The sequence below is a fragment of the Tabrizicola sp. genome, from assembly GCF_051645465.1.
In the GTDB taxonomy this organism is placed as follows: Bacteria; Pseudomonadota; Alphaproteobacteria; order Rhodobacterales; family Rhodobacteraceae; genus Tabrizicola.
The window spans coordinates 43,391-68,118 of record NZ_JBOFBI010000222.1 but is presented as its reverse complement, the minus strand read 5'-3'; the positions used below and the strand labels follow the sequence as shown (position 1 = coordinate 68,118).

Annotated in this window: 23 protein-coding genes; 16 read left to right on the top strand and 7 right to left on the bottom strand. The window is 65.9% G+C overall.

All coding sequences use genetic code 11. From position 1 onward, the window contains the following. Positions 1-302 (bottom strand): 2-vinyl bacteriochlorophyllide hydratase (gene bchF, locus ACRCSW_RS14755; protein WP_438706257.1); only part of this gene is annotated, 302 nt, incomplete at its 3' end. A 325-nt stretch (positions 303-627) separates the two neighbouring features. Between bchF and ACRCSW_RS14750 the strand changes: the two genes are divergently transcribed. From ACRCSW_RS14750 to idi, 6 genes are all read left to right on the top strand, one after another. Then, the gene (locus ACRCSW_RS14750; protein WP_438706255.1) at positions 628-1,440 is read left to right on the top strand and encodes a cobalamin B12-binding domain-containing protein; all 813 of its coding nucleotides are present in this window, start codon (positions 628-630) and stop codon (positions 1,438-1,440) included. 12 nt (positions 1,441-1,452) lie between these two features. After that, positions 1,453-2,853 (top strand): transcriptional regulator PpsR, encoded by a 1,401-nt coding sequence (gene ppsR, locus ACRCSW_RS14745; RefSeq protein ID WP_438706253.1) that lies wholly within the window; start codon positions 1,453-1,455, stop codon positions 2,851-2,853. A gap of 157 nt (positions 2,854-3,010) precedes the next feature. Then, positions 3,011-3,910, top strand: a complete 900-nt coding sequence (gene chlG / locus ACRCSW_RS14740) for a chlorophyll synthase ChlG (protein ID WP_438706251.1) — start codon at positions 3,011-3,013, stop codon at positions 3,908-3,910. Beyond that, the gene (locus tag ACRCSW_RS14735; RefSeq protein ID WP_438706249.1) at positions 3,907-5,193 is read left to right on the top strand and encodes a BCD family MFS transporter; all 1,287 of its coding nucleotides are present in this window, start codon (positions 3,907-3,909) and stop codon (positions 5,191-5,193) included. The genes chlG and ACRCSW_RS14735 overlap by 4 nt, the downstream gene beginning before the upstream one ends. A gap of 2 nt (positions 5,194-5,195) precedes the next feature. Then, on the top strand, positions 5,196-6,377 hold the full coding sequence (locus ACRCSW_RS14730) for a geranylgeranyl diphosphate reductase (RefSeq protein ID WP_438706247.1): 1,182 nt from the start codon (positions 5,196-5,198) through the stop codon (positions 6,375-6,377). Beyond that, the gene (gene idi, locus ACRCSW_RS14725; protein ID WP_438706245.1) at positions 6,368-6,940 is read left to right on the top strand and encodes an isopentenyl-diphosphate delta-isomerase; all 573 of its coding nucleotides are present in this window, start codon (positions 6,368-6,370) and stop codon (positions 6,938-6,940) included. The genes ACRCSW_RS14730 and idi overlap by 10 nt, the downstream gene beginning before the upstream one ends. On the opposite strand, the gene bchO is transcribed toward idi, so the two are convergent. Genes bchO through crtA form a run of 4 tightly spaced genes read right to left on the bottom strand, consistent with a single transcriptional unit; the run spans position 6,917 to position 11,277 of the window. Next, positions 6,917-7,780: an alpha/beta fold hydrolase BchO gene (gene bchO, locus ACRCSW_RS14720; RefSeq protein WP_438706243.1), complete on the bottom strand. Its 864-nt coding sequence runs from the start codon at positions 7,778-7,780 to the stop codon at positions 6,917-6,919. The two genes, idi and bchO, sit on opposite strands and share 24 nt — an antisense overlap. Positions 7,781-7,782: 2 nt before the next feature. Then, positions 7,783-9,450 (bottom strand): magnesium chelatase subunit D, encoded by a 1,668-nt coding sequence (locus tag ACRCSW_RS14715; protein ID WP_438706242.1) that lies wholly within the window; start codon positions 9,448-9,450, stop codon positions 7,783-7,785. Between the two features lies 1 nt (position 9,451). Then, positions 9,452-10,516: a magnesium chelatase ATPase subunit I gene (gene bchI, locus ACRCSW_RS14710; protein ID WP_438706266.1), complete on the bottom strand. Its 1,065-nt coding sequence runs from the start codon at positions 10,514-10,516 to the stop codon at positions 9,452-9,454. A 2-nt stretch (positions 10,517-10,518) separates the two neighbouring features. Beyond that, complete coding sequence (gene crtA / locus ACRCSW_RS14705; RefSeq protein WP_438706264.1) at positions 10,519-11,277, bottom strand: spheroidene monooxygenase; 759 nt, start codon at positions 11,275-11,277, stop codon at positions 10,519-10,521. A gap of 158 nt (positions 11,278-11,435) precedes the next feature. On the opposite strand from crtA, the gene ACRCSW_RS14700 reads away from it, so the two are divergent. The 3 genes from ACRCSW_RS14700 (at position 11,436) to tspO (ending at position 14,704) form a co-directional block, all read left to right on the top strand. After that, complete coding sequence (locus ACRCSW_RS14700; RefSeq protein WP_438706262.1) at positions 11,436-12,995, top strand: phytoene desaturase; 1,560 nt, start codon at positions 11,436-11,438, stop codon at positions 12,993-12,995. Then, entirely contained in the window at positions 12,992-14,002 is a 1,011-nt protein-coding gene (crtB, locus tag ACRCSW_RS14695; protein ID WP_438706240.1) for a 15-cis-phytoene synthase, read from the top strand. Before ACRCSW_RS14700 ends, crtB begins: the two co-directional genes overlap by 4 nt. A gap of 219 nt (positions 14,003-14,221) precedes the next feature. After that, entirely contained in the window at positions 14,222-14,704 is a 483-nt protein-coding gene (gene tspO / locus ACRCSW_RS14690) for a tryptophan-rich sensory protein TspO (protein ID WP_438706239.1), read from the top strand. A 3-nt stretch (positions 14,705-14,707) separates the two neighbouring features. Here tspO and crtC read toward each other — a convergent pair whose 3' ends face one another. After that, positions 14,708-15,571: a carotenoid 1,2-hydratase gene (gene crtC / locus ACRCSW_RS14685; RefSeq protein ID WP_438706260.1), complete on the bottom strand. Its 864-nt coding sequence runs from the start codon at positions 15,569-15,571 to the stop codon at positions 14,708-14,710. Then, the gene (gene crtD / locus ACRCSW_RS14680) at positions 15,538-17,112 is read right to left on the bottom strand and encodes a 1-hydroxycarotenoid 3,4-desaturase CrtD (RefSeq protein WP_438706237.1); all 1,575 of its coding nucleotides are present in this window, start codon (positions 17,110-17,112) and stop codon (positions 15,538-15,540) included. Before crtD ends, crtC begins: the two co-directional genes overlap by 34 nt. Positions 17,113-17,225: 113 nt before the next feature. Here crtD and ACRCSW_RS14675 point away from each other — a divergent pair, with 113 nt between their 5' ends. The 7 genes from ACRCSW_RS14675 (at position 17,226) to pufQ (ending at position 24,583) form a co-directional block, all read left to right on the top strand. Further along, a complete protein-coding gene (locus tag ACRCSW_RS14675; RefSeq protein ID WP_438706236.1) occupies positions 17,226-18,101 on the top strand; it encodes a polyprenyl synthetase family protein in 876 nt (291 codons plus the stop codon). Next, positions 18,098-19,210 carry a methyltransferase gene (locus tag ACRCSW_RS14670; RefSeq protein ID WP_438706234.1) on the top strand — a complete coding sequence of 371 codons (1,113 nt, stop codon included), beginning with the start codon at positions 18,098-18,100 and terminating at the stop codon, positions 19,208-19,210. Before ACRCSW_RS14675 ends, ACRCSW_RS14670 begins: the two co-directional genes overlap by 4 nt. 135 nt (positions 19,211-19,345) lie before the next feature. Next, complete coding sequence (bchC, locus tag ACRCSW_RS14665; protein ID WP_438706232.1) at positions 19,346-20,290, top strand: chlorophyll synthesis pathway protein BchC; 945 nt, start codon at positions 19,346-19,348, stop codon at positions 20,288-20,290. After that, positions 20,287-21,291 carry a chlorophyllide a reductase iron protein subunit X gene (locus tag ACRCSW_RS14660; RefSeq protein WP_438706230.1) on the top strand — a complete coding sequence of 335 codons (1,005 nt, stop codon included), beginning with the start codon at positions 20,287-20,289 and terminating at the stop codon, positions 21,289-21,291. The genes bchC and ACRCSW_RS14660 overlap by 4 nt, the downstream gene beginning before the upstream one ends. 132 nt (positions 21,292-21,423) lie before the next feature. Next, positions 21,424-22,866, top strand: coding sequence for a chlorophyllide a reductase subunit Y (gene bchY / locus ACRCSW_RS14655; RefSeq protein WP_438706258.1), 1,443 nt, complete (start codon positions 21,424-21,426; stop codon positions 22,864-22,866). Continuing rightward, complete coding sequence (gene bchZ / locus ACRCSW_RS14650; protein ID WP_438706228.1) at positions 22,866-24,353, top strand: chlorophyllide a reductase subunit Z; 1,488 nt, start codon at positions 22,866-22,868, stop codon at positions 24,351-24,353. Before bchY ends, bchZ begins: the two co-directional genes overlap by 1 nt. Next, a complete protein-coding gene (pufQ, locus tag ACRCSW_RS14645) occupies positions 24,350-24,583 on the top strand; it encodes a cytochrome PufQ (RefSeq protein WP_438706226.1) in 234 nt (77 codons plus the stop codon). The genes bchZ and pufQ overlap by 4 nt, the downstream gene beginning before the upstream one ends. Positions 24,584-24,728: the final 145 nt, after the last annotated feature.

Sequence of the window (24,728 nt, the reverse complement as noted above, 5' to 3'; positions counted from 1 at the left end):
TCTTCCCAGAAGAACGCAGGCGCGAAGAGATACTGCCCGAAGACCACCTTCTCCCAGATCGCCCCAGTGACCATGATCGTGTAAAGAACCGCGGTCTTCAGCAGGATCGACACGGTGGCCGCAGCGTAGCCTTCGCCCGTCCAGAGATAGCGCAGCACAAGCGCCAGAGAGACGAGGAACACCAGAAACTGGACCGGCGCCAGGATGGCCTGCACCGTGGTCCATACGGTCGCGTCCCGGCGCGCGCGCTCGCTCGGCGTGTAAAGCGGGTGGGGCCGGGGGTCAGACGCAGCAGCGGACATACGGACGCCTCATGCATCACCATGTTGACATCCAGCGTAGTCCAGCGGCCCAGACTGTCAATGCAAAATTACACTTTGTCGCGAGCGTGCGCGCATGTGTAGTGGTCACTCGAGCGCTTATCGCCTGCAAGCCGAAACCAATTAATATAGCTAAAACAAATAATTAATCCGTATCTACCCTCTCGCGAGCACGCTTATGTCAATTTTGGTGGACATAAGTGATGGATTGAGGTGTCATGGAGAGAGCGAGTCGTCTGCTTCTATTTGCGCACCAACAGTGCTAACTTGCCCCGGCATGAGCGGTATCGCCCAGGGAGGGTCGCCGATGCGTGACGAAGGGATACCGGATAATCAGGTCATGCGTGGCCTGGATCGGTTTGCCGGACTTGCGAAACAGGCGGTGGGAAAATTGGTGTCAGTGCGCGAGCAAGAGTGCGCGGAAGTGAAACAGGAACATCTTGACCATTTCATGCATGTCCTGACCCAGGACAGCGCGGTCGATCCTGCGTGGATTCTTGAAAGCATGTCGGCCCGGCACATCAGCGCTACCGCCGTTGTGTTCCGGTATGTCCCCGAAGCGGCCCGGCGGCTTGGAGAAGGCTGGATGGCTGACAAGGTCAGCTTTGTCGATGTGACTGTCTGTACCGAACGCCTGCATCAGGTAGTGCGCCGCGTCGACGAGTCCCTGCCCGAAGCCTTTCCGGACCAAAGCGCATCTGTCCTGATTCTCGTGGCCGAGGCCGAGCAGCACACGCTGGGCGCCATGGTCCTGGCAACCGAGCTCAGGGCCGCCGGATTCGGCGCAGTGGTCCGGGTCGCCCCCGTGGCGTCCGAGCTTACGGTGCTGCTGGCGGGTAGCCGGTTCGATCTGGCGCTCGTGTCCATCGGATGCACGGCAGCGCTTGAATCGGGGGTCGGCCTCGTCAAGACGCTGCGGCTTCTTTCACGCGATTCAATGTGCATTTTCGTTGGCGGCGCGATCCCGGTACCTGACGAGACCCTGCTGAAGGCAACGGGTGCGGACAGGGTCTTGCGTGATGTTTCTTCAATTCGGACGGAATTTGACGCCTGCCGGAACGGTCGTCAGCTTGAACGGCAAGGCAAAAGAGGTCAAAGCATGCACACGAATTCATTTTGACAGGAGGCTATATTGATCCATGACGGCCACAGCTTGCCGGACCTGCCAGCCGATCCTGCGGCCAGGCAGCTTGTACTGGCGCTGGTCGGAGCAGCCTCGGATCTGACACTCCTCGTCAGCCCTGAAGGTCTGGTCGAAGCCGTTGTTGTCAATCCTCAGTCAGGTTTGTCGGCACTCGTCGGAGGGTGGGAAGGCAAACACATCCAGACGCTCTTTGCCGAAGAAAGCTGGACCAAACTCAGCCCGCGCCTTCGCGAAACGGAAAACGGACCAGCGCTTGAACTGAACCATGCGGGCGCCGTCCAGTATGAGTTTCCGGTTCGGTATGTGATCCGCAAGTGGCAGGATTCGGGTCGCGTCCTCCTGATGGGGCGTGACCTTCGGGCACTGGCCGAAGTGCAGCAGCAGCTGGTGCAGGCCCATCGCGCAATCGGGCGCGATCACGAGGCCCAGCGAGAGCTTGAAACGCGCTACCGCGTTTTGATGGAAGAGAACTCGTTCCCGCTGCTGATCGTGTCCGAAACCACCGGGCGTATTGTCGATCTGAACAGCACGGCCGCGCGCCTGCTGGGTGCCGCCCGGAACGACCTCCTGAATGCGCCCGTCGCGCAGGAGTTTGACGGGCGTCGCCGGGGTGAGCTTCTTGAGACACTGGCCCGGAACGCCACCAGCGATAGCGCCGCATTCCTTGACCTCAACGTGCGCCGCACCGGACAACGCGTGAAGATCAACGCCAAGATGTTCCGCGCGTCGCGGGACCGGCTCCTCCTGTGCCGGATCGGGCTATCGGAAAGCGCCCAGACCCAGCAAAGCGATCTGAGCGCCATGCTGCAAAGCCTGTTCGACAAGGGGACAGATGCCATCGTCTTTCTGGACAGCAACGGCGTGATCAAGTCCGCGAACGAGGCGTTTCTGAACCTGACCGACAGCCACAGCCAGTCTGTCGTGGTTGACCGTGCGTTCTCCGATTTCCTGTCGCGGGGCGCCGTCGACCTGAAGGTCCTTTTGGACAACGTCAAGCGCGTCGGACATCTGCGGCACTATCGCACCCGGCTGAACACCGACTACATGGGCGAGGTCTCGGTCGAGCTTTCAGCGGCGATGTTCCAGGACCGCGGCAAGCAGTTCGTGGCCATCATCGCGCGCGATTCCGTGGTGACCGACAGTGTTGTCTGGCCCACGGTCGCCGTCGACAACGAAGGCCTGCGCAACGTGATGCGTCTGGTCGGCTACTCGACCCTCAAGGACATCGTCGCCGAAACGACGGAAATCATCGAAAAGATGTGCATCGAGGCCGCGCTAGAGATGTCCGGGAACAACCGGGCTGCAGCTGCCGAATTGCTGAGCCTTTCGCGGCAGTCGCTGTACGTCAAGTTGCGGAAGTTCGGCATTCTCAACAAGGAAGCCGAGTGATCCACGCAGGCGGCCCGCTGCTTCTGTCTTCTGTCAGTCCGTGTTGATGCGCCGCTTCTGACGTGGCCTGCCGGTTCGCGCTGGCGACGGACCGAAGCTCGCGCCCTTCGGGAATGTAATTCTTGCCAGACTCGCGTGTGTCAGGTTTAATTGACACATGAGCGCCACGATCACGCATCCTTCGCCCGGCTGGCCCGAACCGAGGGCCATGCTCACCCTGATCAAGCCGATCACGTGGTTTCCGCCGACATGGGCGTTTCTTTGCGGCGCCGTTTCCTCGGGTGTGACGCTTGGCGCGAACTGGCCGACGGTTCTTCTGGGAATGATACTGGCCGGCCCCATCGTCTGCGGGATGAGCCAGGCCGCCAACGACTGGTGCGACCGGCATGTCGATGCAGTGAACGAACCCGACCGCCCGATCCCCTCTGGCCGCATTCCCGGTCGCTGGGGGCTGTGGATAGCGCTCGCGATGACCGTGCTCTCGCTGGCGGTCGGCTGGACCTTGGGCCCCTGGGGGTTCGGGGCGACGGTCGTGGGCGTTCTTGCTGCCTGGGCCTATTCGGCCGAACCCATCCGGCTGAAGCGGTCGGGCTGGTGGGGCCCCGGTCTGGTGGGCCTGAGCTATGAGGGCCTGCCGTGGTTCACCGGCGCGGCAGTTCTGCTGGCCGCAGCACCGAGGTTCGAGATCATCGCCATCGCCGGGCTATACGCTTTTGGCGCGCATGGCATCATGACGCTGAACGATTTCAAGGCCTTGGAGGGGGATCGCCAGCATGGCGTTCGGTCCCTGCCCGTGGTCCTTGGTCCAGAGGTCGCGGCCAAGATCGCCTGCACGGTCATGGGCATGGCGCAAGCCCTGGTAATTGCGCTTCTGGTGATCTGGGACAAGCCGTGGCACGCGCTGGCGGTGACAGGCTTGCTTGCTGCACAAATCGCCGCGATGCGGGTTCTCTTCCGCGATCCCAAGGGCAAGGCGCCCTGGTACAACGGCACCGGCGTCGTCCTTTACGTCACCGGGATGATGATCTCGGCCTTCGCCTTGCGGGGGCTCGCATGACGCTCAGCTGGGTCCAGATCGTTCGGCTTGGCCTGGTGCAGCTGTGCCTTGGCGCGGTGGTGGTGCTTACGACCTCGACCCTGAACCGGCTGATGACGGTGGAACTCGCCCTGCCCGCGATGCTTTCGGGCGCACTGGTGGCGCTTCATTCCTTCGTCCAGATCACCCGGCCAAGCTGGGGCTTCTGGTCCGACGCGCAAGGCAAGCGGACGCGGTTTATCATCGGCGGCATGGCGATCCTGTCGGCTGGCGCGGCGCTGGCCTCGCTGATGGTCGCGTTGGGGACCGCCGGTCAGGGGGCGGGGCTTGCGATCTCGATCCTGGCCTATGTCCTGATCGGGATGGGAGCGGGGGCCTCTGGCACCTCGCTTCTGGCGCTTCTTGCCAGCGGCTGCGCGCCGCAGCGGCGGGCGGCGGCGGCCACGATCACCTGGCTCATGATGATCTTCGGGATTGCCGTCACCGGCGGCGTGATCGGCGCGCTTCTCGACCCCTATTCCCCACAGCGGCTGATGGCTATCGTCGCTGTCGTCACCCTTGGCTCGGTCGCCCTGACTGCACTCGCGATCCACGGGATCGAGGCCAAAGTCATCCCCGCCCGCCTGCCAGACGAGACCCCACTTCGCAAGGGTCTGGCCGAGGTCTGGGCCGAGCCCCGCACCCGGACCTTCACGCTTTTCATCGTCCTGTCGATGACCGCCTTCTTCCTGCAGGAGCTGATCCTTGAGCCCTACGCGGGCCTGGTCTTCGACTATACCCCCGGCCAGTCCACCAGCCTTTCCGGCGCGCAGCACGGCGGGATGTTCGTCGGCATGCTTGCGGTCGGGATCGCCGTCTCGGGCCTTCGCCTTGGTACGCTGAAGCTCTGGGTTACGGCGGGCTGCCTTGGCTCGGCCCTCTCGCTCGCGGTGATCGCGGCGCTGGGGCAGCTGGACCGCGGCCTTCTGACCCCCGCCGTCACTGTGCTGGGCGTCTTCAACGGGATGTTCGCCATCGCGTCCATCGGGGCGATGATGCAGCTCGCCGGGCAGGGCCGCGAGGGGCGTGAGGGCACCCGGATGGGCGTCTGGGGCGCCAGTCAGGCCATCGCGCAAGGCCTTGGCGGCTTTGCCGGCGCGGCGCTGGTCGATCTTCTTCGGCTGTCCGGCGACACGGCGGATGCCTTCGGCATGGTCTTCGCGGTCGAAGCGGCGCTCTTCCTTGCGGCGGGCCTGATGGCCTGGCGGATCATCGATGGCTCGGGCCTGCGCAGGCCCAGCCCCCACCTTGTTCCAGGAGAATGACCATGGACTATGATGCCTTCGTGGTAGGTGGCGGGCCTTCGGGCGCAACGGCTGCGGAAGACCTTGCCCGTGCAGGCTACCGGGTTGCGCTTCTAGACCGGGACGGGCGCGTCAAGCCCTGCGGTGGGGCCATTCCCCCCCGCCTGATCGCGGACTTCGACATCCCTGACCGGCTGATCGTCGCCCGCATCAAGACCGCGCGGATGATCTCGCCCACGGGCCGGGCCGTGGATATCCACATCGAGGGCGGCTACGTCGGCATGGTGGACCGTGAGGACTTCGACGAATTCCTCCGCGACCGTGCGCGGATGGTGGGCGCCGACCGGCTGACCGGCACCTTCCTTCGGATCGAGCGCGACGCGGCAGGCACCCATGTCGTCTGGCGCGAAAAGGCCACGGGTGAGGAAAAGCGCGCCCAGACGCGCGTAATAATCGGCGCGGATGGCGCGAAGTCCGGCGTCGCGCGGGCTGAAGTGCCAGGCGGCGACCGCATCCCCTACGTCATCGCGTATCATGAGATCATCAAGGCCCCGGCGGCGAATGATGCCTACGACCCGGTCCGCTGCGACGTGGTCTATGATGGCCACATCAGCCCGGATTTCTACGGCTGGGTCTTCCCGCACGGCCAGACAGCCTCGGTCGGGATGGGCACTGAAGACGGGGCGGTGGACCTGAAGAAAGCCACCGCCGACCTCCGCGCGATGTCCGGGCTGACGGACTGCGAGACGATTCGCCGCGAAGGCGCCCCGATCCCGCTGAAACCGCTCGACCGCTGGGACAACGGGCGCGATGTCGTTCTGGCGGGGGATGCGGCAGGCGTGGTCGCACCCTCCTCGGGCGAGGGGATCTACTACGCCATGGCCGGAGGCCGGGCTGCAGCCACCGCGGCCCAGGCCTTCCTGCGGTCGGGAAAGCCCGCCGAGCTGAAACAGGCGCGGAAACTTTTCCTGCGCGAACATGGCACAGTGTTCAAGGTCTTGCGGTCGATGCAGAATGCCTACTATCGCAGCGACGACCGGCGTGAGAGGTTCGTGAGCCTCTGCCACGACATCGACGTGCAGCGTCTGACGTTCGAGGCCTATATGAACAAGAAGCTTGTGGCGGCCCGGCCGTTGGCGCATCTGAAGATCGGGGTGAAGAATCTGATGCACCTGATGGGGGTAGTATCGCCGAAATGGTCCTGACTGAAACGATGACCGACTTTCCGATCCCGGCCTGGGATGAAGCCGGGGACCTTCGTGCAATCAGCAAGCTCGCCGTCCATCGCCAGGGCCTGCGGCATCCGGCGGTGTCGGTGTTTGTGCTGCGTGGGCCGGACATCCTGATCCAGCGGCGGGCGGCGGGGAAGTACCACACGCCCGGTCTTTGGGCGAACACCTGCTGCACCCATCCCGCCTGGGATGAAACCGCCGCCGATTGCGCCAGGCGGCGGCTGGCCGAAGAGCTGGGGATCACCGGCCTCGACCTGCGTCACGTCGGACAGGCCGAATACCGGGCCGAAGTGCCTGGGATCAACGAGCCCCTGATCGAGCATGAAGTTGTCGAGGTTTTCGTGGGCGAGGCCCCCTGGCCGATCGACATGGAGCTTGACCCTGCAGAGGTCGCCGCGGTTCGCTGGGTGTCTCTGCGCACGCTTCGCGAGGAAATCGCGCGGAAGCCGCAGGAGTTCACTCCTTGGCTGCGCATCTATCTTGACCGGCACGCCGCAATGATCTTCAGCGGCTCAGCCCTGTCCGAGGCAGTCTAGGATCAGGCCCGATAGGCCGTCCTCCGCCTCCTCATGCGCCAGGTGGCCAAGGTGCGGAACCCGGTGCAGCCGAGCCTTCGGCATCCGTGCCGCGGCATCGGCAGACACCTGCGGCGGCACCGCCCGGTCACCCTCGGACGCGATAAGGCAGACCGGAACCTCCAGCGCCGGCAGGCGGGACAGAAGACCCTGCAGCCGCCATTGCGCCATCATGCCAAGCGTTCCGTTCACATGATCCACATCCCGAACCAGCCGCAGATACATCGCCCGCCCTGCCGGATCGAGCGGCGAGCCGGTGCCGGCAAGAATGCGTTCCACCGCGGCCGGACGCCCAAAGAAAGCGACCGCGGCGCTTGCGGTGAAGGGCAGGCTCGCAAGCCCACGCGCGATGATCGGGAAAAGGAACCCCGCCGCTCCCTCGAACTCGCCAAGTGCTGCGTTCAGGCCGACGACGCCCAACGGAACTGGGCGAAGCTCGGCCATCCGAAGCGCGATGACCGCGCCCGAGGAATGACCGACGATCGACTGGGGTTGAACCGATATCTCATCGCAAAGCGTCCAGAGGTCGGCGGCCATGGCATCAAGGCCCAGTCGGCCGGTGGCGCCCCTGGCCGAACAGCCGTGCCCCTGCAGATCGGGGACGATGACGCGAAAGGTCTTCGCTAGGCCCGGTATCGTGTGTCGGAAGCTGTGACCCGAAGCACCGGTACCGTGCAGAAGAAGCAGCGTGGGCGAATCGGTCGGCCCGGTGTCGATGACCCAAAAGCGCTGGCGGCCCGCGCTCAGCAGCCGCGATGTGTCCTTGAAAGGCCAGTCTTTCGGCAGGTCCAAAGGGATCATGGTCAGCCAAGCGCTGCCGCGATTTGCCGTGCGTCGGCGCGCGGAAGCGGAACATAGCGGCTGTTCATCAGGCGCGACAGATCGGCCAGGGCGGGCTGGGGCCGGTTCGCCACGTCAAGCACGACGCCCGGAACCCCCGCAGCGCGGATAGCCTGGGCCAGCGTCTCTGCCTCATCCTGGGCACGAGGCCGGTCCGCCTTGCCGTCCAGCGTGATGTTGCCGCGCCCATCGGTCAAAAGCGCGATACTGGGCGTCATTCCCTGCCGCCTGGCCCGCAACGCGCAGGTCAATGCCGTCGAAAGACCAGAGGCGAGCGGCGTCCCCCCGCCCCCGGGAAGGCCGCGCAGGCGGGTCTTGGTCTGCACCAGGCTGCGGGTGGGTGGCAGGACCAGCTCGGCCCTGGTTCCGCGCAGCACAACCAGCGCCACGTGGTCGCGCCGGCTGTAAGCCTGGGCCAGCATCAGCTCGACCGCGCCCTTGGCCTCGCCAAGCCTCGCCACGGCGGCCGAGCCCGAAGCATCGACGACGAAGATCAGCACGCGGTCCGATACCTCGCGGTAACGCTTCAGCCGATAGTCCGAGCGGCATACGATCAGGGCCCGGTCGGGGGCGCCACCCGCCTCCCGGCGACGCAGAACCTGCCAGGGTGCCGCCTCCCGCAGCGTCGCCACCAGATCGATCCGTGACCGCCCGTCGGGCCTGCCCGCGCGCGATGGCAGCGGTCTGCCCCGGCGGTTCCCGGCCTTGGCCGCCCCACTGCCCGACGCACCACGCGCCGCGCGCGCCGCCCGTTCGGCGCCCAGCCGGGCGAGTATGTCTTTGGGCAGCGCGGCCTTGGCAACCTCGACCAGCATCTCGGTCAAGGCGTGAAGGTCCAGCGCTTCGGTCTCGGGCCTGTCCTCAGGCTCTGGCGGGTTTTCCGGGGGCGGTGCATGCGGCGCTTCGTCTTCTTCGGCCACGGCCGCAAGCTCGGCGCGGTGCGCCAGCGACAATTCGACCGCCTGTGCCAGATCCTCTTCGCTCACTGTCAGTCGGTCCGCCAAAGCCGCAATGATCCGTGCGGTGCGCAGGCAGGCGATCACGGCCCGGTTGGAGCCGATGCCCAGCCGATCCGCGAGCGTAACCAGCAGGCGCTTCAGGTCCGTCGGGCAAACCACGTCCGGCAATCGCTTTCGGGCAGCGTTCACGTCCCTGGCGGAGATGCGGCGAAGTGCTCTCCCAGGCGCGCGTTCGCCTTCAAGCGTCACGAACAGTCCCAACCGATCCGCAAGCGCCGAGGCCAAGCCTTCGCCATCTTCGGCTGCTTCGTCCAGCGCAACCAAGCCATGCTGCCCGCGATCCAGCGCCTGGGCCAGCCGGGCGACAAGCGAGGGCGGAGCGGCCTCGGCCATCGGCAGGATCAGAACGGACGGCTCGGCCAGGAGCCCCGCCCGCCAGACCGGTCGACCATGCGCAAGCGTTGCCACCGGGTCCGGGCCTCCCAGCAGGGCGAGGTCGTCAATGGCCGCCGACACCCGCCGCTGCGGCCGGTCAAACGGCAGGGCAGCCACCGCTGAAGTCGCAATGTCACGAACCGCTCCGGCCCGACCGCGCAGCCAAAGCCCCCCGACGCCCGCCGGATCGACGGCAAGAACGCGCAGGGCAAGGTCCAGGCGCGCCCAGACAGACATGTCAGGACTTCGCCGCGCCAAGGGTTTCCGTCACGGCCCGCGCAACGCGGTCCGTCGCCCCTGCCTCGTCCAGCGGATCGCGGCGAAGGCGGTGGCCAAGCGCCAGGCCGGCGATACGGCGGATATGGTCGCGGGTGACGGTCGACGCCGCTTCGCTTGCCGCCAGCGCCCGGGCTGCGCGCAGAAGCGTAAGCTCTCCCCGCAATCCGTCGGACCCAAGATGGATGCAAAGCGCCGCGCAATCCTCCAGCACCTTGCGTGGAGTCTTGACCTTGGCCAGCGCCCGCCGCGCGCCCAGGATCTTGGCCCGAAGCTCGGCCTCGGCCTCGGCCCAGGTGGCAGCAAACCCGATCGGATCGGCCTCATAGGCCTCGCGCCGCAGCACCACCTCGACCCGAGTATCGATGTCCCGCGGCGATCGCACTTCGACCGACAGACCGAAGCGGTCCAGAAGCTGCGGCCGCAGATCGCCCTCCTCGGGGTTGCCGGACCCCACCAGCACGAACCGCGCGGCATGGCGGATGGACAGGCCGTCCCGCTCGACCACGTTTTCCCCGGACTGAGCCACGTCCAGCAGCAGATCAACGATGTGATCCTCCAGAAGGTTCACCTCGTCGATGTAAAGATACCCCCGGTTCGCCCGCGCCAGAAGCCCCGGCTCGAAGGCCTTGACCCCCTGCGCGATGGCCCGTTCCACGTCCAGCGCGCCTGTGACCCGGTCCTCACTGACGCCAAGCGGCAGGTCGACCACCGGCGTCGGTTTCTCGACCACTGTCGGATCGGCGATCTCGGCCCAATCAGGGCACAAGTGCCGCTCGGCGCTGTTCACCGGGCAGGACCGTACCGCCCGGATCGGCGGCAGCAACGCGGCAAGTCCCCGGACGGCGGTCGACTTCCCCGTACCGCGGTCGCCGAAGACCAGAACCCCGCCGATCGACGGGTCGATTGCCGTCAGCACCATCGCCAGCCGCATGTCGTCCTGGCCGACAATCGCGGTGAAGGGGAAAGGCGGCGTGGTGCCGGTTGCCGGTTGCGGCTTGGCGGCGGTCTGGTCACGGTGAAGCATCGTCATGCGGCGTCCCTTCTGCCGGTGTCAGCGGCCGGTTCCAAAGCCCCGGCAAGAGCCTCAGCAAGCGGATCGGTCTTTCCCCAGGTTCCCGCGGTCCCAAGAACATGGAAGCGGGCGTAAAGCTCTTCCGCGAACCAGCCACCCTCGCGGGCCGCCCGCATCGCTTCGGCATGCGGCCCCATCTGCCGCGCAAAGGCAGCCATGGCGGCAGCGTCGGGCCAGATCGAGAATGTGACCTGATGCAAAAGCGGCACCTCGCCAATCCCGATCTTGAAGAGCACATTCGGATCGGCGCCGATCTTGGAAGAGATATCCGGAACCCGACGCCAGAACGACGGAGCGTGCCGCAGGCGAAGCGTCGCCCGCGTCAACGCGGCAATCGGGCCGTCCGTCCCGTCGACCGTTTCACTTGAAGGCTCGGCCAGGGGGTTCACCCCGGCCCAGCTGCCACGCGCCGAGAACGGCGACAGGAACACCGTCCAGTCTTCCTGCGCATGACGGCGCCAGCGCGCAAAGACCGGGTGGCTTGCCACATGCTCCCGCGCCCTCGCCTCATCCGGCCAGACCGCAAAGATCGCCCAGACCGACCAGTTCGGCCGCGGCGTGAACCCCACCCCCGTGCCCGATCCGCAAAGCTTCACGAAACGCGCGCTGTCGGCCCAAAGCCAGCGCGGTCGCGCCAGGGCCATCTGCCCGATCACCCAGAGGCGGCTGCCCGGTGTCGCGAAGCGGAAAAGGCTGAGCGTGGCAACGGAAATGAGTCGATCCTCCGGCCTTGTGTCATTCTGACGTTACACGCTCTGCCCGTGCAGAAAAACCGAAATTTCTGTTGTTATGCAGCACAAAAATGCAAAGTTGTAAATCAAGACGGACACTATAGACTGGAAAAATGACTCAGCATCACCGGCCCGGCCTGATTGACACATTGCCGTCTGCACCAGACGGTCACGGCAAAGCAATCGTCATCGGCGCGGGGCTTGGGGGCCTCGCCTCGGCCATGCGGCTTGGGGCAAAGGGCTGGCAGGTCACCGTCTTCGATCGGCTGGATCGCCCCGGCGGCAGGGGGTCGTCGATCAGCCAGGGCGGGCACCGGTTCGACCTCGGTCCCACCATCGTGACCGTTCCGCAAAGCCTCCGCGACCTCTGGGCCACTTGCGGCCGCCGGTTCGACGATGACGTGCGGCTCGTCCCGATGGACCCGTTCTACAAGATCCTGTGGGAAGACGGCTCGACTTTCACCGCCCGCCAGAACGATGCCGCGATGGAGGCCGAGGTGGCCCGGCTCAGCCCCGGCGACCTGCACGGCTACCGCGCCTTCCTCCGCGATGCCGAGGCGCGCTACTCCTTCGGCTACGAAGACCTGGGCCGCCGCCCGATGAACCGGCTTTGGGACCTGATCAAGGTCCTGCCCCGCTTTGCCATGCTGCGCGCCGACCGCTCCGTCCACGCCCACGCCGCACGCCGCGTCCGCGACCCGCGCCTGCGCTTTGCCCTGTCGTTCCATCCGCTCTTCATCGGGGGCGACCCCTTCCACGTCACCTCGATGTATGCGCTCGTCAGCCATCTGGAGCGCGCCTTCGGCGTCCACTACGCGATGGGCGGGGTGCAGGCGATTGCCGAGGCGATGACCAGCGTCGTCCAAGGGCAGGGTGGCCACGTCGTACAGGACGCCGAGGTCAACGAAATCCTCGTGAACAAGGGCCGCGCTGCCGGTGTGCGCCTGACCGATGGCCGGAACTTCCCCGCCGAGATCGTCGTCTCGAACGCCGACCCCGCCACAACCTACACCCGGCTTCTCCGCAACCACGCCGTGCGCCGCTGGACAGCACCGCGCCTGATGCGCTCGCGCTGGTCGATGGGGCTTTTCGTCTGGTACTTCGGGACCAAAGGCACCCGTAACCTCTGGCCCGAGGTCGGCCATCACTCCATCGTCGTCGGCCCCCGCTACCGCGAGCATATCCGCGAGATCTTCCAGACCGGCCAGCTGTCCGAGGACATGAGCCTTTACGTCCACCGCCCTTCGGTGACCGACCCCAGCGTCGCACCGGAAGGGGATGACACATTCTACGTCCTCTCCCCGGTGCCCCACCTCGGGCACAAGGACCGGGTGGACTGGAAAGCCGAAGCCGAACCCTACCGCCAGAAGATGCTGCAGATGCTGGAGCAACGCCTGCTCCCCGGCCTTAGCGCCCGCGTAACCGAAAGCCTGATCTTCACCCCGGACACGTTCCGCGACCGCTACCTCTCGCCCCACGGATCAGGCTTCTCGCTTGAGCCGCGGATCTTCCAGTCCGCCTGGTTCCGGCCCCACAACATCTCGGAAGAGCTTCCGGGCCTCTTCCTGGCAGGCGCAGGCACACACCCCGGCGCGGGAGTACCGGGCGTCATCGGCACAGCTGAAGTCCTGGCCAAGCTTGCCCCCGACGGCCCCCACCGCTGGAGCACGCCTTCAGCCCTGCCCATGGCCGCCGAATGATCGCGCCCCAGGATATGGCCGCCTGCCGCGCGATGATCCGCACCGGCAGCCTGTCTTTCCACGCCGCCTCGCGCCTTCTTCCGCCAAGGGTGCGCAATCCGGCGCTGGCGCTTTACGCCTTCTGCCGGGTCGCCGACGACGACGTCGACGAAACCCAGGACAAGGCCGCCGCCGTTCTGCGCCTTCGGGCACGGCTGGACCTGATCTACGCAGGTCGGCCCAGCGATCGCCCGTCCGACCGCGCCTTCGCCGCCGTGATTGCAGACTTCGACCTGCCCCGCGCGCTTCCTGATGCTTTGCTGGAAGGCCTCGCCTGGGATGCAACCGGGCGCCGCTACCGCACGCTTTCCGACCTTCACGCCTACAGCGCCCGCGTCGCCTCGGCTGTCGGGGTGATGATGTGCGTCCTGATGCAGGTGCGCGATCCGGATGCCCTGGCACGCGCCGCCGATCTGGGCCTCGCGATGCAGATGACCAACATCGCCCGCGACGTGGGTGAAGACGCGCGCGCGGGGAGGCTGTTTCTGCCGCTCGACTGGCTGGAGGAAGGCGGCATCGACGCCGAGGCCTTCCTTGCCGATCCGCAGCCCTCGCCCGCCCTGGCAAAGGTCACCGCGCGCCTTCTGCGCGAGGCGAAGGAGCTTTATCTGCGCGCAGGCGCAGGTATCGGCAGCCTGCCAGCCGACTGCCGGGCTGGCATCGCGGCCGCCCAGCACATCTATGCGGCCATCGGCACCCAGCTTGCCCGTCAGGGCCATGACAACGTGACACAGCGCGCGCGGACCACCTCGACCCAGAAGGCACTTCTTATGGGCCGGGCTTTCGGCGCAGCGGCTCTCACCTACGTCATGCCGCGTATGGCCCGGCTCCACGCCCGGCCCGTGCCGGAAACGGCGTTCCTGATCGAGGCCGCTTGCCGTCGTTCTGCCAGGCCGCTCCGGTCCGAGACCCTGCTTGATATCCTTGCCCAGCTTGAGGCCCGGGATCGGCGCGGGGCTGCAGGCTGACGCCCCCGGGGGCCGAGAGACCTGCTTTCCGATTCGCTTAAGTTGGCTAACGGCCTTCCGATCTTCCGCGCGTATAGACGGAAAGAAGATCAAAGGAAGACGGAAGATTTTCTCGTTCACACTCCTTTAACCCCGTCGCGCGGCGCACCCTCGGCGGCGGTTAACCGCAACAGGATCGCCCTCTGGCCTTCACCGCCACAGTCTGCTTGGATAGCCCGCATGGATTTCTGGGTCTTCCTCATCTTCCTCCTGGCCTGCGGCCCCGCCGCCGCAACCGGCGCCATGTTTTCCCCCGGCGAGTGGTATCGCGGCCTCGCCAAGCCCAGCTGGACACCCCCCGACTGGCTGTTTCCTGTAGCCTGGACAGTGCTTTACCTCTGCATGGCACTGGCGGCCGAGCGGGTGGCACGGCAGGCCGGGCAAGACCCAAACGTCGGAACCGGGCTGGCCTTCTGGGCGCTGCAGATCGGTCTCAACACCCTCTGGACGCCCATCTTCTTCGGCCTGCGCAAAATGCGTGGCGGGATGATTGTGCTGGTTTTTCTTTGGCTTGCAGTCTTCGCGACGCTCGTCACGTTCTGGCGGGTCGACTGGTTTGCCGGCCTTCTTTTCCTGCCCTATCTCGTCTGGGTCAGCGTGGCTGGGGCGCTGAATTACTCGGTAATGCGCCTCAACCCCGAGAACACCCGCCAGCCTGCCTGACCCCTACGGCCAGCCCGCCCGGCGCGGCACCCGCACAGCCAGCAAGGGCTTCATCAGGGGCGAGCGAAAGCGCGTCAGATCAAGGGCTTCGTGCATCCCAACCGTCGTTTCTCCATCAATCCGCGTCTCGACCACCGAACGCGAATAGAACGGGGCCTCCAGAAGCGACAGCTTGCGTCTTGGTCTAAACCCCTGATCCGCGCGGGTTTCTCGTCGGACGAGCCACGGGTTTCGCGCAAACCGGGTGCGGGGCGGGGCCTCAGAACGGCCCACCGTTCCATCGCCGCCAATCTCGACCGCCAGGTCGAAATGCCGCCCATCCCGCAACTCGGCATCGTAGAAACACATGACCCGGTCCCGCAATGGATAGCGCCCCCAGGTCCAGAAACTGAAGTCCGCCTCCAGCGCACGCGTGCCGAAATTCGCATCGAAATAGCCATGCCCTCGCCAGCTATGCCCTTGAGAAAGCGTCACCTCTATATCTGCAATCGGAGCAAAGGGCCGCCACAGATGAGCACCATCCGGGGTCAGCCAGACCTCGGTGCCCGTCATGACCCGAGGCGTCAGCACCACCCGGCCCCGCACCGGCGTCACCATCGGCGGCGCACCCCATTCGTTGACCTCGATCACCAGCTCCTGCCCGGTCCAGTGCATCGAGGATGGCCCGATCTGCAGCCGGTCCCGGCTTTGGCCCAGAGCCCCCCGCCCCCGGTCCGTCATCGTGAAGCGGCCGTTTAGACCAGTCGTTACCACATTGAGACAACAGTGATTTTGCGGCTCCCGCCGCCCGCTCCAGGCGTACCAGGGCGAAAAGACCGACCCGATGAACGCGATCAACGAGACGGCTTGCCCGCCATCGTCGGAGATCCCGTCAACATACCACCAGGCGTAGCCGTCCGAGGGGACAGCGATCCCGAAGTCAGGTCGCTCAACGCCTGTTCGCTCGCTTGCTGACCGGAGAGCAGCGCCATCGGAACCCCCGCCCCCGGATGCACTCCGCCGCCCGCCAGGTATAGCCCCGGAAGCCGCGTCCGCGCGACCGGGCGCCGGAAGGCCGCCAGCATCCCCTCGGGCGTCTGGCCATAGATCGCCCCCCGCGACCCCGGAAAGCGCGCCGCCAGATCTTGCGGCCGGGTCAGCGAGTCTTCGGTCGGCTGAGGCGTGAAGCCCAGCCCCATGGACCGCAGATGCGAGAAGGTCCTGTCGCGACATGTTCTGTCCTCGTCCTTCAGGCCGGGCCGGTCGGCCGGGCCATTCATGATGATCTGGAAGCGCTCCAGTTCGGGCACCAGGCCCCATTCCCGGTCCTGGGCGCCGAGATAAAGTGTTGGTGTTTCGGGCATTTGCCCCTGCCCGATCGGCCCGAACTCCTGCTTCGGATCGGGGGTAAAGAAGAGGTTATGGTGCAGGAGCTCATTTGCCAGCGGCCCCACCGGTCTGGCAGCGAAGGACCAGACCCAGGCCGAAAGACTGGGCTTTGGCAGCCGTAGACCCGGCAAAGCCGCCTGCGCCGCATCGCCCAGAAGCCCCTCGGCCAAAGCCCGCGGATCGCCGTTGAAGACGACAACGTCACAAGGCAGGCGCCCACCGCCCTCGATCTCGACCGCCGTCACCCGCCCCGACTGTCGCACGATCCGGCGGGCCTCGGTGGCATAACGGACCCGAACACCGATCCGTTCGGCCGAACGCGCCAGGGCCACGGCAAGCTCCGCCAGGCCGTCCCGCACCGCCCAGACACCTTGCGATTCGGCCTGCCAGACGAGGCCTAGAACAGCCGGGGTGCGCGCCGGTCTGCCGCCGACATAGGTGGCATAGCGCCCGAACAGCTGGCGAAGCCGCGGGTCCTTGAAGAACTGACCAAGCCAGCGGTCGAGTGTCATTCCCGGCACAAGCGCTCCCCAGATGCCCGGATTGCGCAGCGTGGTCCGGATGATTGCGGGCATGTCCGGCTTCGGCGCACGCATCACCGGCTGATCGAACGCCTCATAAAGCGCGCGGGTGCGGGCATCGAACCGCGCAAAGCCTTCGGCCTCCGCCACCCCGGCGAAGTTGCGGATGGCCTCGATGTTCGCCTCGCGGTCAGCGAACAGATCCAGAGGGCCGGAACCAGGCCACCAGTGGCGCGCGAGTCGTGGAAGTAGGGCGATGTTAACCTCGGCCTCGGTAGAAGTGCCGCAGAGCCCGAAAAGCGCATCCACCTCGGCCCGCAGCGTCAATACGGTCGGCCCCATTGCCGCAGGCCCCGCTGCCGTCTTCCGCGCGCGCGCCTTGCCGCCAGGTCTGTCTGCGGTCTCGACGACTGTCACCCGGCATCCCGCCGCCGCCAGCCGGATCGCCGCCGCCAGACCACCCATCCCGGCACCGATCACCACCGCCTGCGGTCGGCCTGTATCATCGGGGGCAGGCATAACGTCCTCGCGTTGTGTCATATCCAGATTACATCAGACTGTAAATTAAGATTTACACACGCCGGTGCCGATGCCAAACTGAATCGACATCCCGCGGCGAGAGGAGTCGCATCGTGCCGTTCGACGAACGCATTGAGCAGGCCTTGTATGCGGCGCTTGGGCCCCTGGGCCAAAAGGACGCTCCGCCCCGCCTGTCTGCCGCAATCCCCTACGCTGTCTTCCCTGGCGGAGCGCGAATCCGTCCCACGATCCTTCTGGCCGTCGCAAGCGCCTGTGGCGATGACCGCCCCGAAGTCAGCACTGCAGCAGCCGTGGCCCTGGAGTTCATCCACTGCGCAAGCCTGGTGCATGACGATCTTCCCGCGTTCGACAACGCCGACCTGCGCCGCGGCAAACCAAGCCTGCACCGGGCCTTCAGCGAGCCGCTTGCGGTTCTGGCCGGGGACAGCCTGATCGTCATGGCCTTCGAGGTTCTGTCCAGTGCAGGTCGCGCAGCCCCGGATCGGGCGCTGGCGCTGACGGGTTGCCTCGCCCGGCATACCGGAGCGCCGCACGGCATCTGCGCCGGACAGGCCTGGGAAAGCGAACCCCGGATCGATCTGGCCGCCTATCACCGCGCCAAGACGGCCGCACTTTTTGTCGCCGCAACCCAGATGGGCGCCCTTGCAGCGGGGCAGGAAGCCGAGCCCTGGCACGATCTTGGCGCGCGGATCGGTGAGGCGTTTCAGGTGGCTGATGACCTGAAGGACGCGCTTCTGACCCCGGATCAGACCGGCAAGCCCAGTGGTCAGGATGCGGCCCACCTCCGGCCCTCGGCGGTTCAGACCATGGGTGTCGAGGGGGCGATGGCCTACATGAAGGATATCCTCGGCGGTGCGATCGCGTCGATCCCCTCCTGCCCCGGCGAGGCGATGCTCGCGAAACTCGTGCAGGCTTATGCCCACAAGATCACGATGGTTCCGGTGGCGGCCAACAGGGACGTTGCATGAATGCCGAGCCGCGTCCGCCTGTTGCCCGCCCCGAAGCGCATGGGTTCCTGACCCGGCTGGCGCTTTCGCCGCGCTTCCATCGTCTGGCCGCACGTATCCCCGGCCTGCGCTGGATCGCCCGGAGGGAAGGAGCGGCGCTATTCTCGATCATCTCGGGCTTTGTGCAATCGCAGGCGCTTGCGGCCCTGGTCGAGGCGCGGATCCTGCACATGCTCGCGTCTGGTCCCATGACGACCGAAGAGCTGACGTATGGCTGCGCGATTCCGCCTGCGTCGCTGACCGTTCTCTTGCGGGCCGGGGCCGCGCTGAAACTCCTGTCAGTCGACCGGAACGGCCGCTGGACCCTCGCCCCGCGCGGCGCGGCCTTTCTCACGGTTCCGGGCCTCGAACCGATGGTTCGCCACCACCACGTGCTTTACGGCGACCTGAACGACCCGCTGGCCTTCTTCCGCGACCAGACCGACACTGCGCTGGCCGGGTTCTGGCCCTATGTCTTCGGGCCGATGGCCAATGAAAACGCCGTCCTGGCCGCGCGCTATAGCCGTCTGATGGCCGAAAGCCAGGTCCTTGTCGCACGGGATACGCTGCGGCTTGTCGACCTCTCACGCCGCCGCCACCTCCTGGATGTCGGCGGCGGAACCGGGGCATTCCTGAGCGAAGTCGCTGCCGCTCATCCCCGGCTGACCCTTTCTCTCTTCGACCTGCCGACGGTCCTGGCCGCCGTTCCCCCAGGTCTCAGGGATCATGTCCAGTGTCATCCCGGCAGCTTCCTTACTGATGCTCTGCCAGTCGGCGCGGACACGATCAGCCTGGTGCGCGTGCTTTACGACCACCCCGACGAGGTCGTCTCTCGCCTCCTAGCCTCTGCCCACGCCGCCTTGCCATCGGGTGGCTTGCTGGTGGTGTCCGAGCCGATGTCGGGCGGGTCCCGCCCCGATCCGGCGACGGATGTCTACTTCGCGGTTTACACCCTGGCCATGCGCACCGGGCGCACGCGCTCGGCCGCCGAGATCGGCGGGCTGCTCCAATCGGCGGGCTTCGCCGACATCCGGACCCGTCCTGGGGACCGCCCCTACGTGACTTCGGTCGTAACGGCATCCCGGCCGTAGCCAACGGCACCCCTTCGCAGCTGGTTTTACGGACACGCGACGATCTTTCAGCGTCCATTTAGTTTGACATATAAAACTGTCAGCTTAAACTTACACATGACGCGGATCGCGTAACGATTCAGGAAGGCTCAGGCTGTGCAGACCAAGGCCGTCATCCTCTCTGGTCCCCTCTCCCTGAAACTGGGCCAGGTCGAGCTGAAGGCGCCTGCGGAAGGCGATGTTGTCGTTCGGGTTCGCTACAGCGGAATTTCCACCGGCACCGAAAAGCTTCTGTGGCTTGGCACGATGCCGTCCTTTCCCGGCATGGGCTATCCACTGGTTCCTGGTTACGAAAGCTTTGGCGAAGTTGTCGAAGCCCAAAGCGGCACCGGGCTGAAGCCTGGCGATCACGTCTTTGTCCCCGGCGCGAACTGCTATGAGGGCGATGTGCGCGGTCTTTTTGGCGGGGCGGCCGGGCTTCTTGTGACATCGGCAAGCCGGGTGGCCCGGCTTGACCCCGGCCTTGGTGAGCACGGTGCGCTTCTGGCCTTGGCCGCAACCGCCTATCACGCGCTGGCCGTGCCCGATGCCGCGCCGCCGGACCTGATCATCGGCCATGGCACGCTCGGCCGCCTGCTTGCGCGCCTTGCGCTGGTTTTGGGTCATCCCGCACCGACTGTCTGGGAGATCGACGACGCCCGCCAGCCCGGCGCCGACGGCTACCCCGTGCTGCACCCGGACCAGGACCCGCGCCGCGACTACCGCGCCATCTACGATGCTTCTGGCGCGACGGGGCTTCTTGACACGCTGGTCCCTCGCCTCGCCCGCGGCGGTGAGGTCGTGCTTTGCGGCTTCTACACCGAGGCCATCAGCTTTGCCTTCCCGCCTGCCTTCATGAAAGAGCTGCGGCTTCGCATCGCCAGTGAGTGGCAGCCGACTGACCTTGCAGCGACCCGCAGCCTGATCGAAGCGGGGCGGCTTTCGCTTGACGGGCTCATCACGCACCGGACCCCCGCCACGCAAGCGGCCAACGCTTATGAGCGTGCCTTCACCGACCCGTCCTGCCTGAAAATGATCCTTGATTGGAGTGCGGCCGCATGACCCTCGACGTTCCGAACCTGAAGGACTTCGACGCACGGCTTCGGGCCGAAGCAAACGAAGAGCCTTCCTTGGAAGTGCCAGTAGACCCGCCCTCGAAGAAGACACAGATCATCGCGATCTATGGCAAGGGCGGCATCGGCAAGTCGTTCACTCTGGCGAACCTCAGCCACATGATGGCCGAGATGGGCAAGCGCGTGCTTCTCATCGGCTGCGATCCGAAGTCGGACACGACCTCGCTTCTCTTCGGCGGCAAGGCCTGCCCCACGATCATCGAAACCTCCACCCGCAAGAAGCTGGCGGGCGAAGAGGTCAAGATCGGCGACGTCTGCTTCAAGCGCGGCGGCGTCTTCGCGATGGAGCTTGGCGGGCCGGAGGTGGGGCGTGGCTGCGGTGGTCGGGGGATCATCCACGGGTTTGAACTGCTGGAGAAGCTTGGCTTCCACGACTGGGACTTCGACTATGTGCTTCTGGACTTCCTCGGCGACGTAGTCTGCGGCGGCTTCGGGCTGCCGATCGCGCGGGACATGGCGCAGAAGGTGATCGTCGTCGGGTCGAACGACCTCCAGTCGCTGTACGTCGCCAACAACGTCTGTTCGGCGGTCGAATACTTCCGCAAGCTGGGCGGCAATGTCGGTGTCGCAGGGCTGGTCATCAACAAGGATGACGGCACCGGCGAGGCGGCAGCCTTTGCCAAGGCGGTGAACATCCCCGTCCTCGCCTCGATCCCGGCGGATGACGATCTGCGTCGGAAATCAGCGAATTATCAAATCGTTGGCACCAATGCGACGCAATGGGGCGCGCTCTTTGAAGTTCTGGCCGATGCCGTGGCCGAAGCCCCGCCGCTCCGCCCGAAGCCTCTGTCGCAGGATGCGCTCCTCGGCCTGTTCGATGCCGAAACGACCGGCAAGGACTTCGTTCTGGAACCCGCCTCCGATGCCGACATGCGCGGGGCCTTTGCTGCCGTGAAACCCAGCCTGGAGGTGGTTTACGACAATGTTTGACCTCGAAGCACTGGCCAAGATCGAAGAAGCCCTGAAGACCCTGCAACGGGGGCGGAAGTGAACGAGCTTGCCCCCTCCGCCGACGCGCCCGCCCCGGTTGACGGGCTGGGCTGCCACGCTGGCGCGGGGGAGATGGAAGCGGCAGCGCGGGCGGCGGGGAACTCCGAAGTTCTGGACCGCTACGCGGCTGACTACCCGCAAGGCCCGCATGACAAGCCGCAATCGATGTGCCCGGCCTTCGGCTCGCTTCGGGTGGGCCTTCGGATGCGTCGTGTGGCGACGGTGCTTTCCGGTTCGGCCTGCTGTGTCTACGGCCTGAGCTTCGTGTCGCACTTCTACGGTGCCCGTCGGTCGGTCGGCTATGTGCCTTTCAATTCAGAGACACTGGTGACCGGCAAGCTTTTCGAAGACATCCGTGACGCCGTGCATGAGTTGGCCGATCCCGACCGTTATGATGCAGTGGTGGTGACGAACCTCTGCGTGCCGACGGCTAGTGGCGTGCCGCTGCGGCTATTACCAAACGAAATCAACGGTGTGCGGATCATTGGCATCGACGTCCCGGGCTTTGGCGTCCCGACCCATGCTGAGGCGAAGGACGTGCTGGCCGGTGCGATGCTGGCCTATGCGCGCCATGAGGCGCAGGCTGGCCCGGTTGCCGCTCCGGCTCAAGGAAGGTCGGACCGGCCCACGGTGACCTTGCTGGGCGAGATGTTCCCCGCAGACCCGATGATGATCGGCGCGCTTCTGGCGCCTATGGGCCTGGCCGCCGGGCCGGTCGTGCCGTGCCGGGAATGGCGTGAGCTTTATGCGGCACTCGACAGCGGCGTCGTGGCAGCGATCCACCCCTTCTACACCGCCGCGATCCGCGAGTTTCAGGCGGCGGGCCGCAAGATCGTGGGCTCGGCCCCGGTCGGCCATGATGGCACGATGGACTGGCTGGCGGCCATTGGCGCCGCCTATGACGTCGCACCCGAACGCATCGCAGCGGCCCAGAACGCCTTTGGCCCCGCGATCAAGGGCGCGCTTGCTGCGAACCCCATCAAAGGGCGGATCACCCTTTCCGGCTATGAGGGGTCCGAGCTTCTGGTCGCCCGTCTGCTGATCGAAAGCGGCGCTGATGTGCCTTACATCGGCACCGCCTGCGCGAAGAACGAGTGGTCCGAGGCCGACCGCAACTGGCTGGAATCCAAGGGCTGCGTCGTGAAGTACCGCGCTAGCCTGGAGGATGATCTGGCAGCGATGGAGGCGTTCCAGCCGGACCTCGCCATTGGCACGACGCCCGTGGTGCAGAAGGCCAAGGAACAGTCGCGCCCCGCGCTTTACTTCACCAACCTGATCTCGGCCCGTCCGTTGATGGGACCGGCCGGAGCGGGCTCGCTGGCCCAGGTGGTCAATGCCGCAATGGCCAACAAGGCCCGGATGGAAACTATGACCGCCTTCTTCGAGGGGGTCGGTCACAGCGATACCGCAGGCATCTGGGAAGGCGCGCCGAACCTGCGGCCGGACTTCCGCGCGATCCACCAGAAGAAGCTCGACAAGGCGGCCAAGGCGGCCAAGGCCGAGGAGATGATCTGATGCTGGTGCAGGATCATGACCGGGCAGGCGGGTACTGGGGGGCGGTCTACGCCTTCTGTGCCGTGAAGGGCCTGCAGGTGGTGATCGACGGACCGGTCGGGTGTGAGAACCTGCCGGTCACCTCTGTCCTCCACTACACCGACGCGCTGCCGCCACATGAGCTGCCGATTGTTGTAACGGGGCTGGGCGAAGGCGAGATGACGTCGGGCACCGAAGCGTCAATGGCGCGGGCCTGGAAGACTTTGGACCCGGCACTGCCCGCCGTTGTCGTGACCGGGTCGATTGCCGAGATGATCGGTGGCGGTGTCACACCCATGGGCACCAACATCCAGCGCTTCCTGCCCCGCACCATCGACGAAGACCAATGGCAGGCCGCCGACCGTGCGATGACCTGGATCTTCACCGAGTTCGGCATGACCAAGGGCCGTATGCCTCCGGAAACGCCACGCCCTGAGGGCTCAAAGCCGCGGGTCAACATCCTTGGCCCGATGTACGGCACCTTCAACATGGCCTCGGACCTCCACGAAATCCGCCGCCTGGTCGAAGGGATCGGAGCCGAGGTCAACATGGTGATGCCGCTTGGTTCGCACCTGGCCGAAATGCGGAACCTGGTGAATGCCGACGCCAATGTCGTGATGTACCGCGAGTTCGGGCGGGGCCTCGCCGAATGCCTCGGCAAGCCCTACCTGCAGGCGCCCATCGGCCTGGAGTCGACGACCCTGTTCCTGCGGACGTTGGGCGAAATGCTCGGCCTCGACCCCGAGCCCTTCATCGAACGCGAAAAGCACTCGACGCTGAAGCCTCTCTGGGACCTCTGGCGGTCGGTCACCCAGGATTTCTTCGCCACTGCCAGCTTCGCCATCGTCGCGAACGAGACTTACACGCGTGGTGTCCGGAAGTTCCTGGAGGACGACCTCGGCCTGCCCTGCGCCTTTGCGGTGCCACGGCTGGCGGGCCAGAAGACCAACAACGAGGCGGTGCGCGCGCTCATGAAGCAGCACCGGCCGCTGATCGTGATGGGGTCGATCAACGAAAAGATTTACCTGGCCGAGCTGAGGGCCGGCCACGGGCCGCAACCGGTGTTTATGCCTGCGTCGTTCCCGGGCGCAGCGATCCGCCGGGCCACGGGAACGCCCTTTATGGGCTACGCTGGTGCGGTCTGGATTCTGCAGGAAGTGTGCAACGGCCTCTTTGACGCGCTGTTCCACATCCTGCCGCTCGGGTCCGAGATGGACAGCGCCGAGGCGACGCCCACCACGCTCCGCCGCGACATGCCGTGGGATGCGGATGCCCAGCTGGCGCTGGATCGCATCCTGAACCAGCACCCCGTGCTGACCCGCATTTCCGCTGCCCGCGCCCTGCGCGACGCGGCTGAAAAGACTGCCCTCGATAACGGCGCCGAACGCGTCGTTCTGGAATTCGTCGAAACCCTGTCGGGCGCGTCGGTGACCAGCCCAACCGGTACTGCCAAGGGAGAGAGACCGTGAGTGACCACAGCTTCTTCGATCATGTCCAGTACAAGTCGGCGCCGCCGAAGCGCACGCCGAAGGCCGAGTACGCCACCTACTTCGTTCTGATCCTGCTCTTCGCCCTGCCGGTGCAGAGCCTGGTCTGGCTCGGATCGCTGATCCGGTATCGCCGCATGCCATCGGCTGGTCCCCTTGCCCGCGCCCTGCGCGACGCCGAGGAGATCACGCCCGCAATCTTCCGCCCGTGACACGGCGCGGAAATCAAGACCCGACGCGGTGCGCCCGCCCGTCAGGTGAAGCCTTCGACTTGGGCGGGGGAAACCTCGGCCTTGTCGGACCCCACGGTGCAGCACGTTGCTGCCTCGTGAACCCAGCCGCAGGGGATGCGGCGTC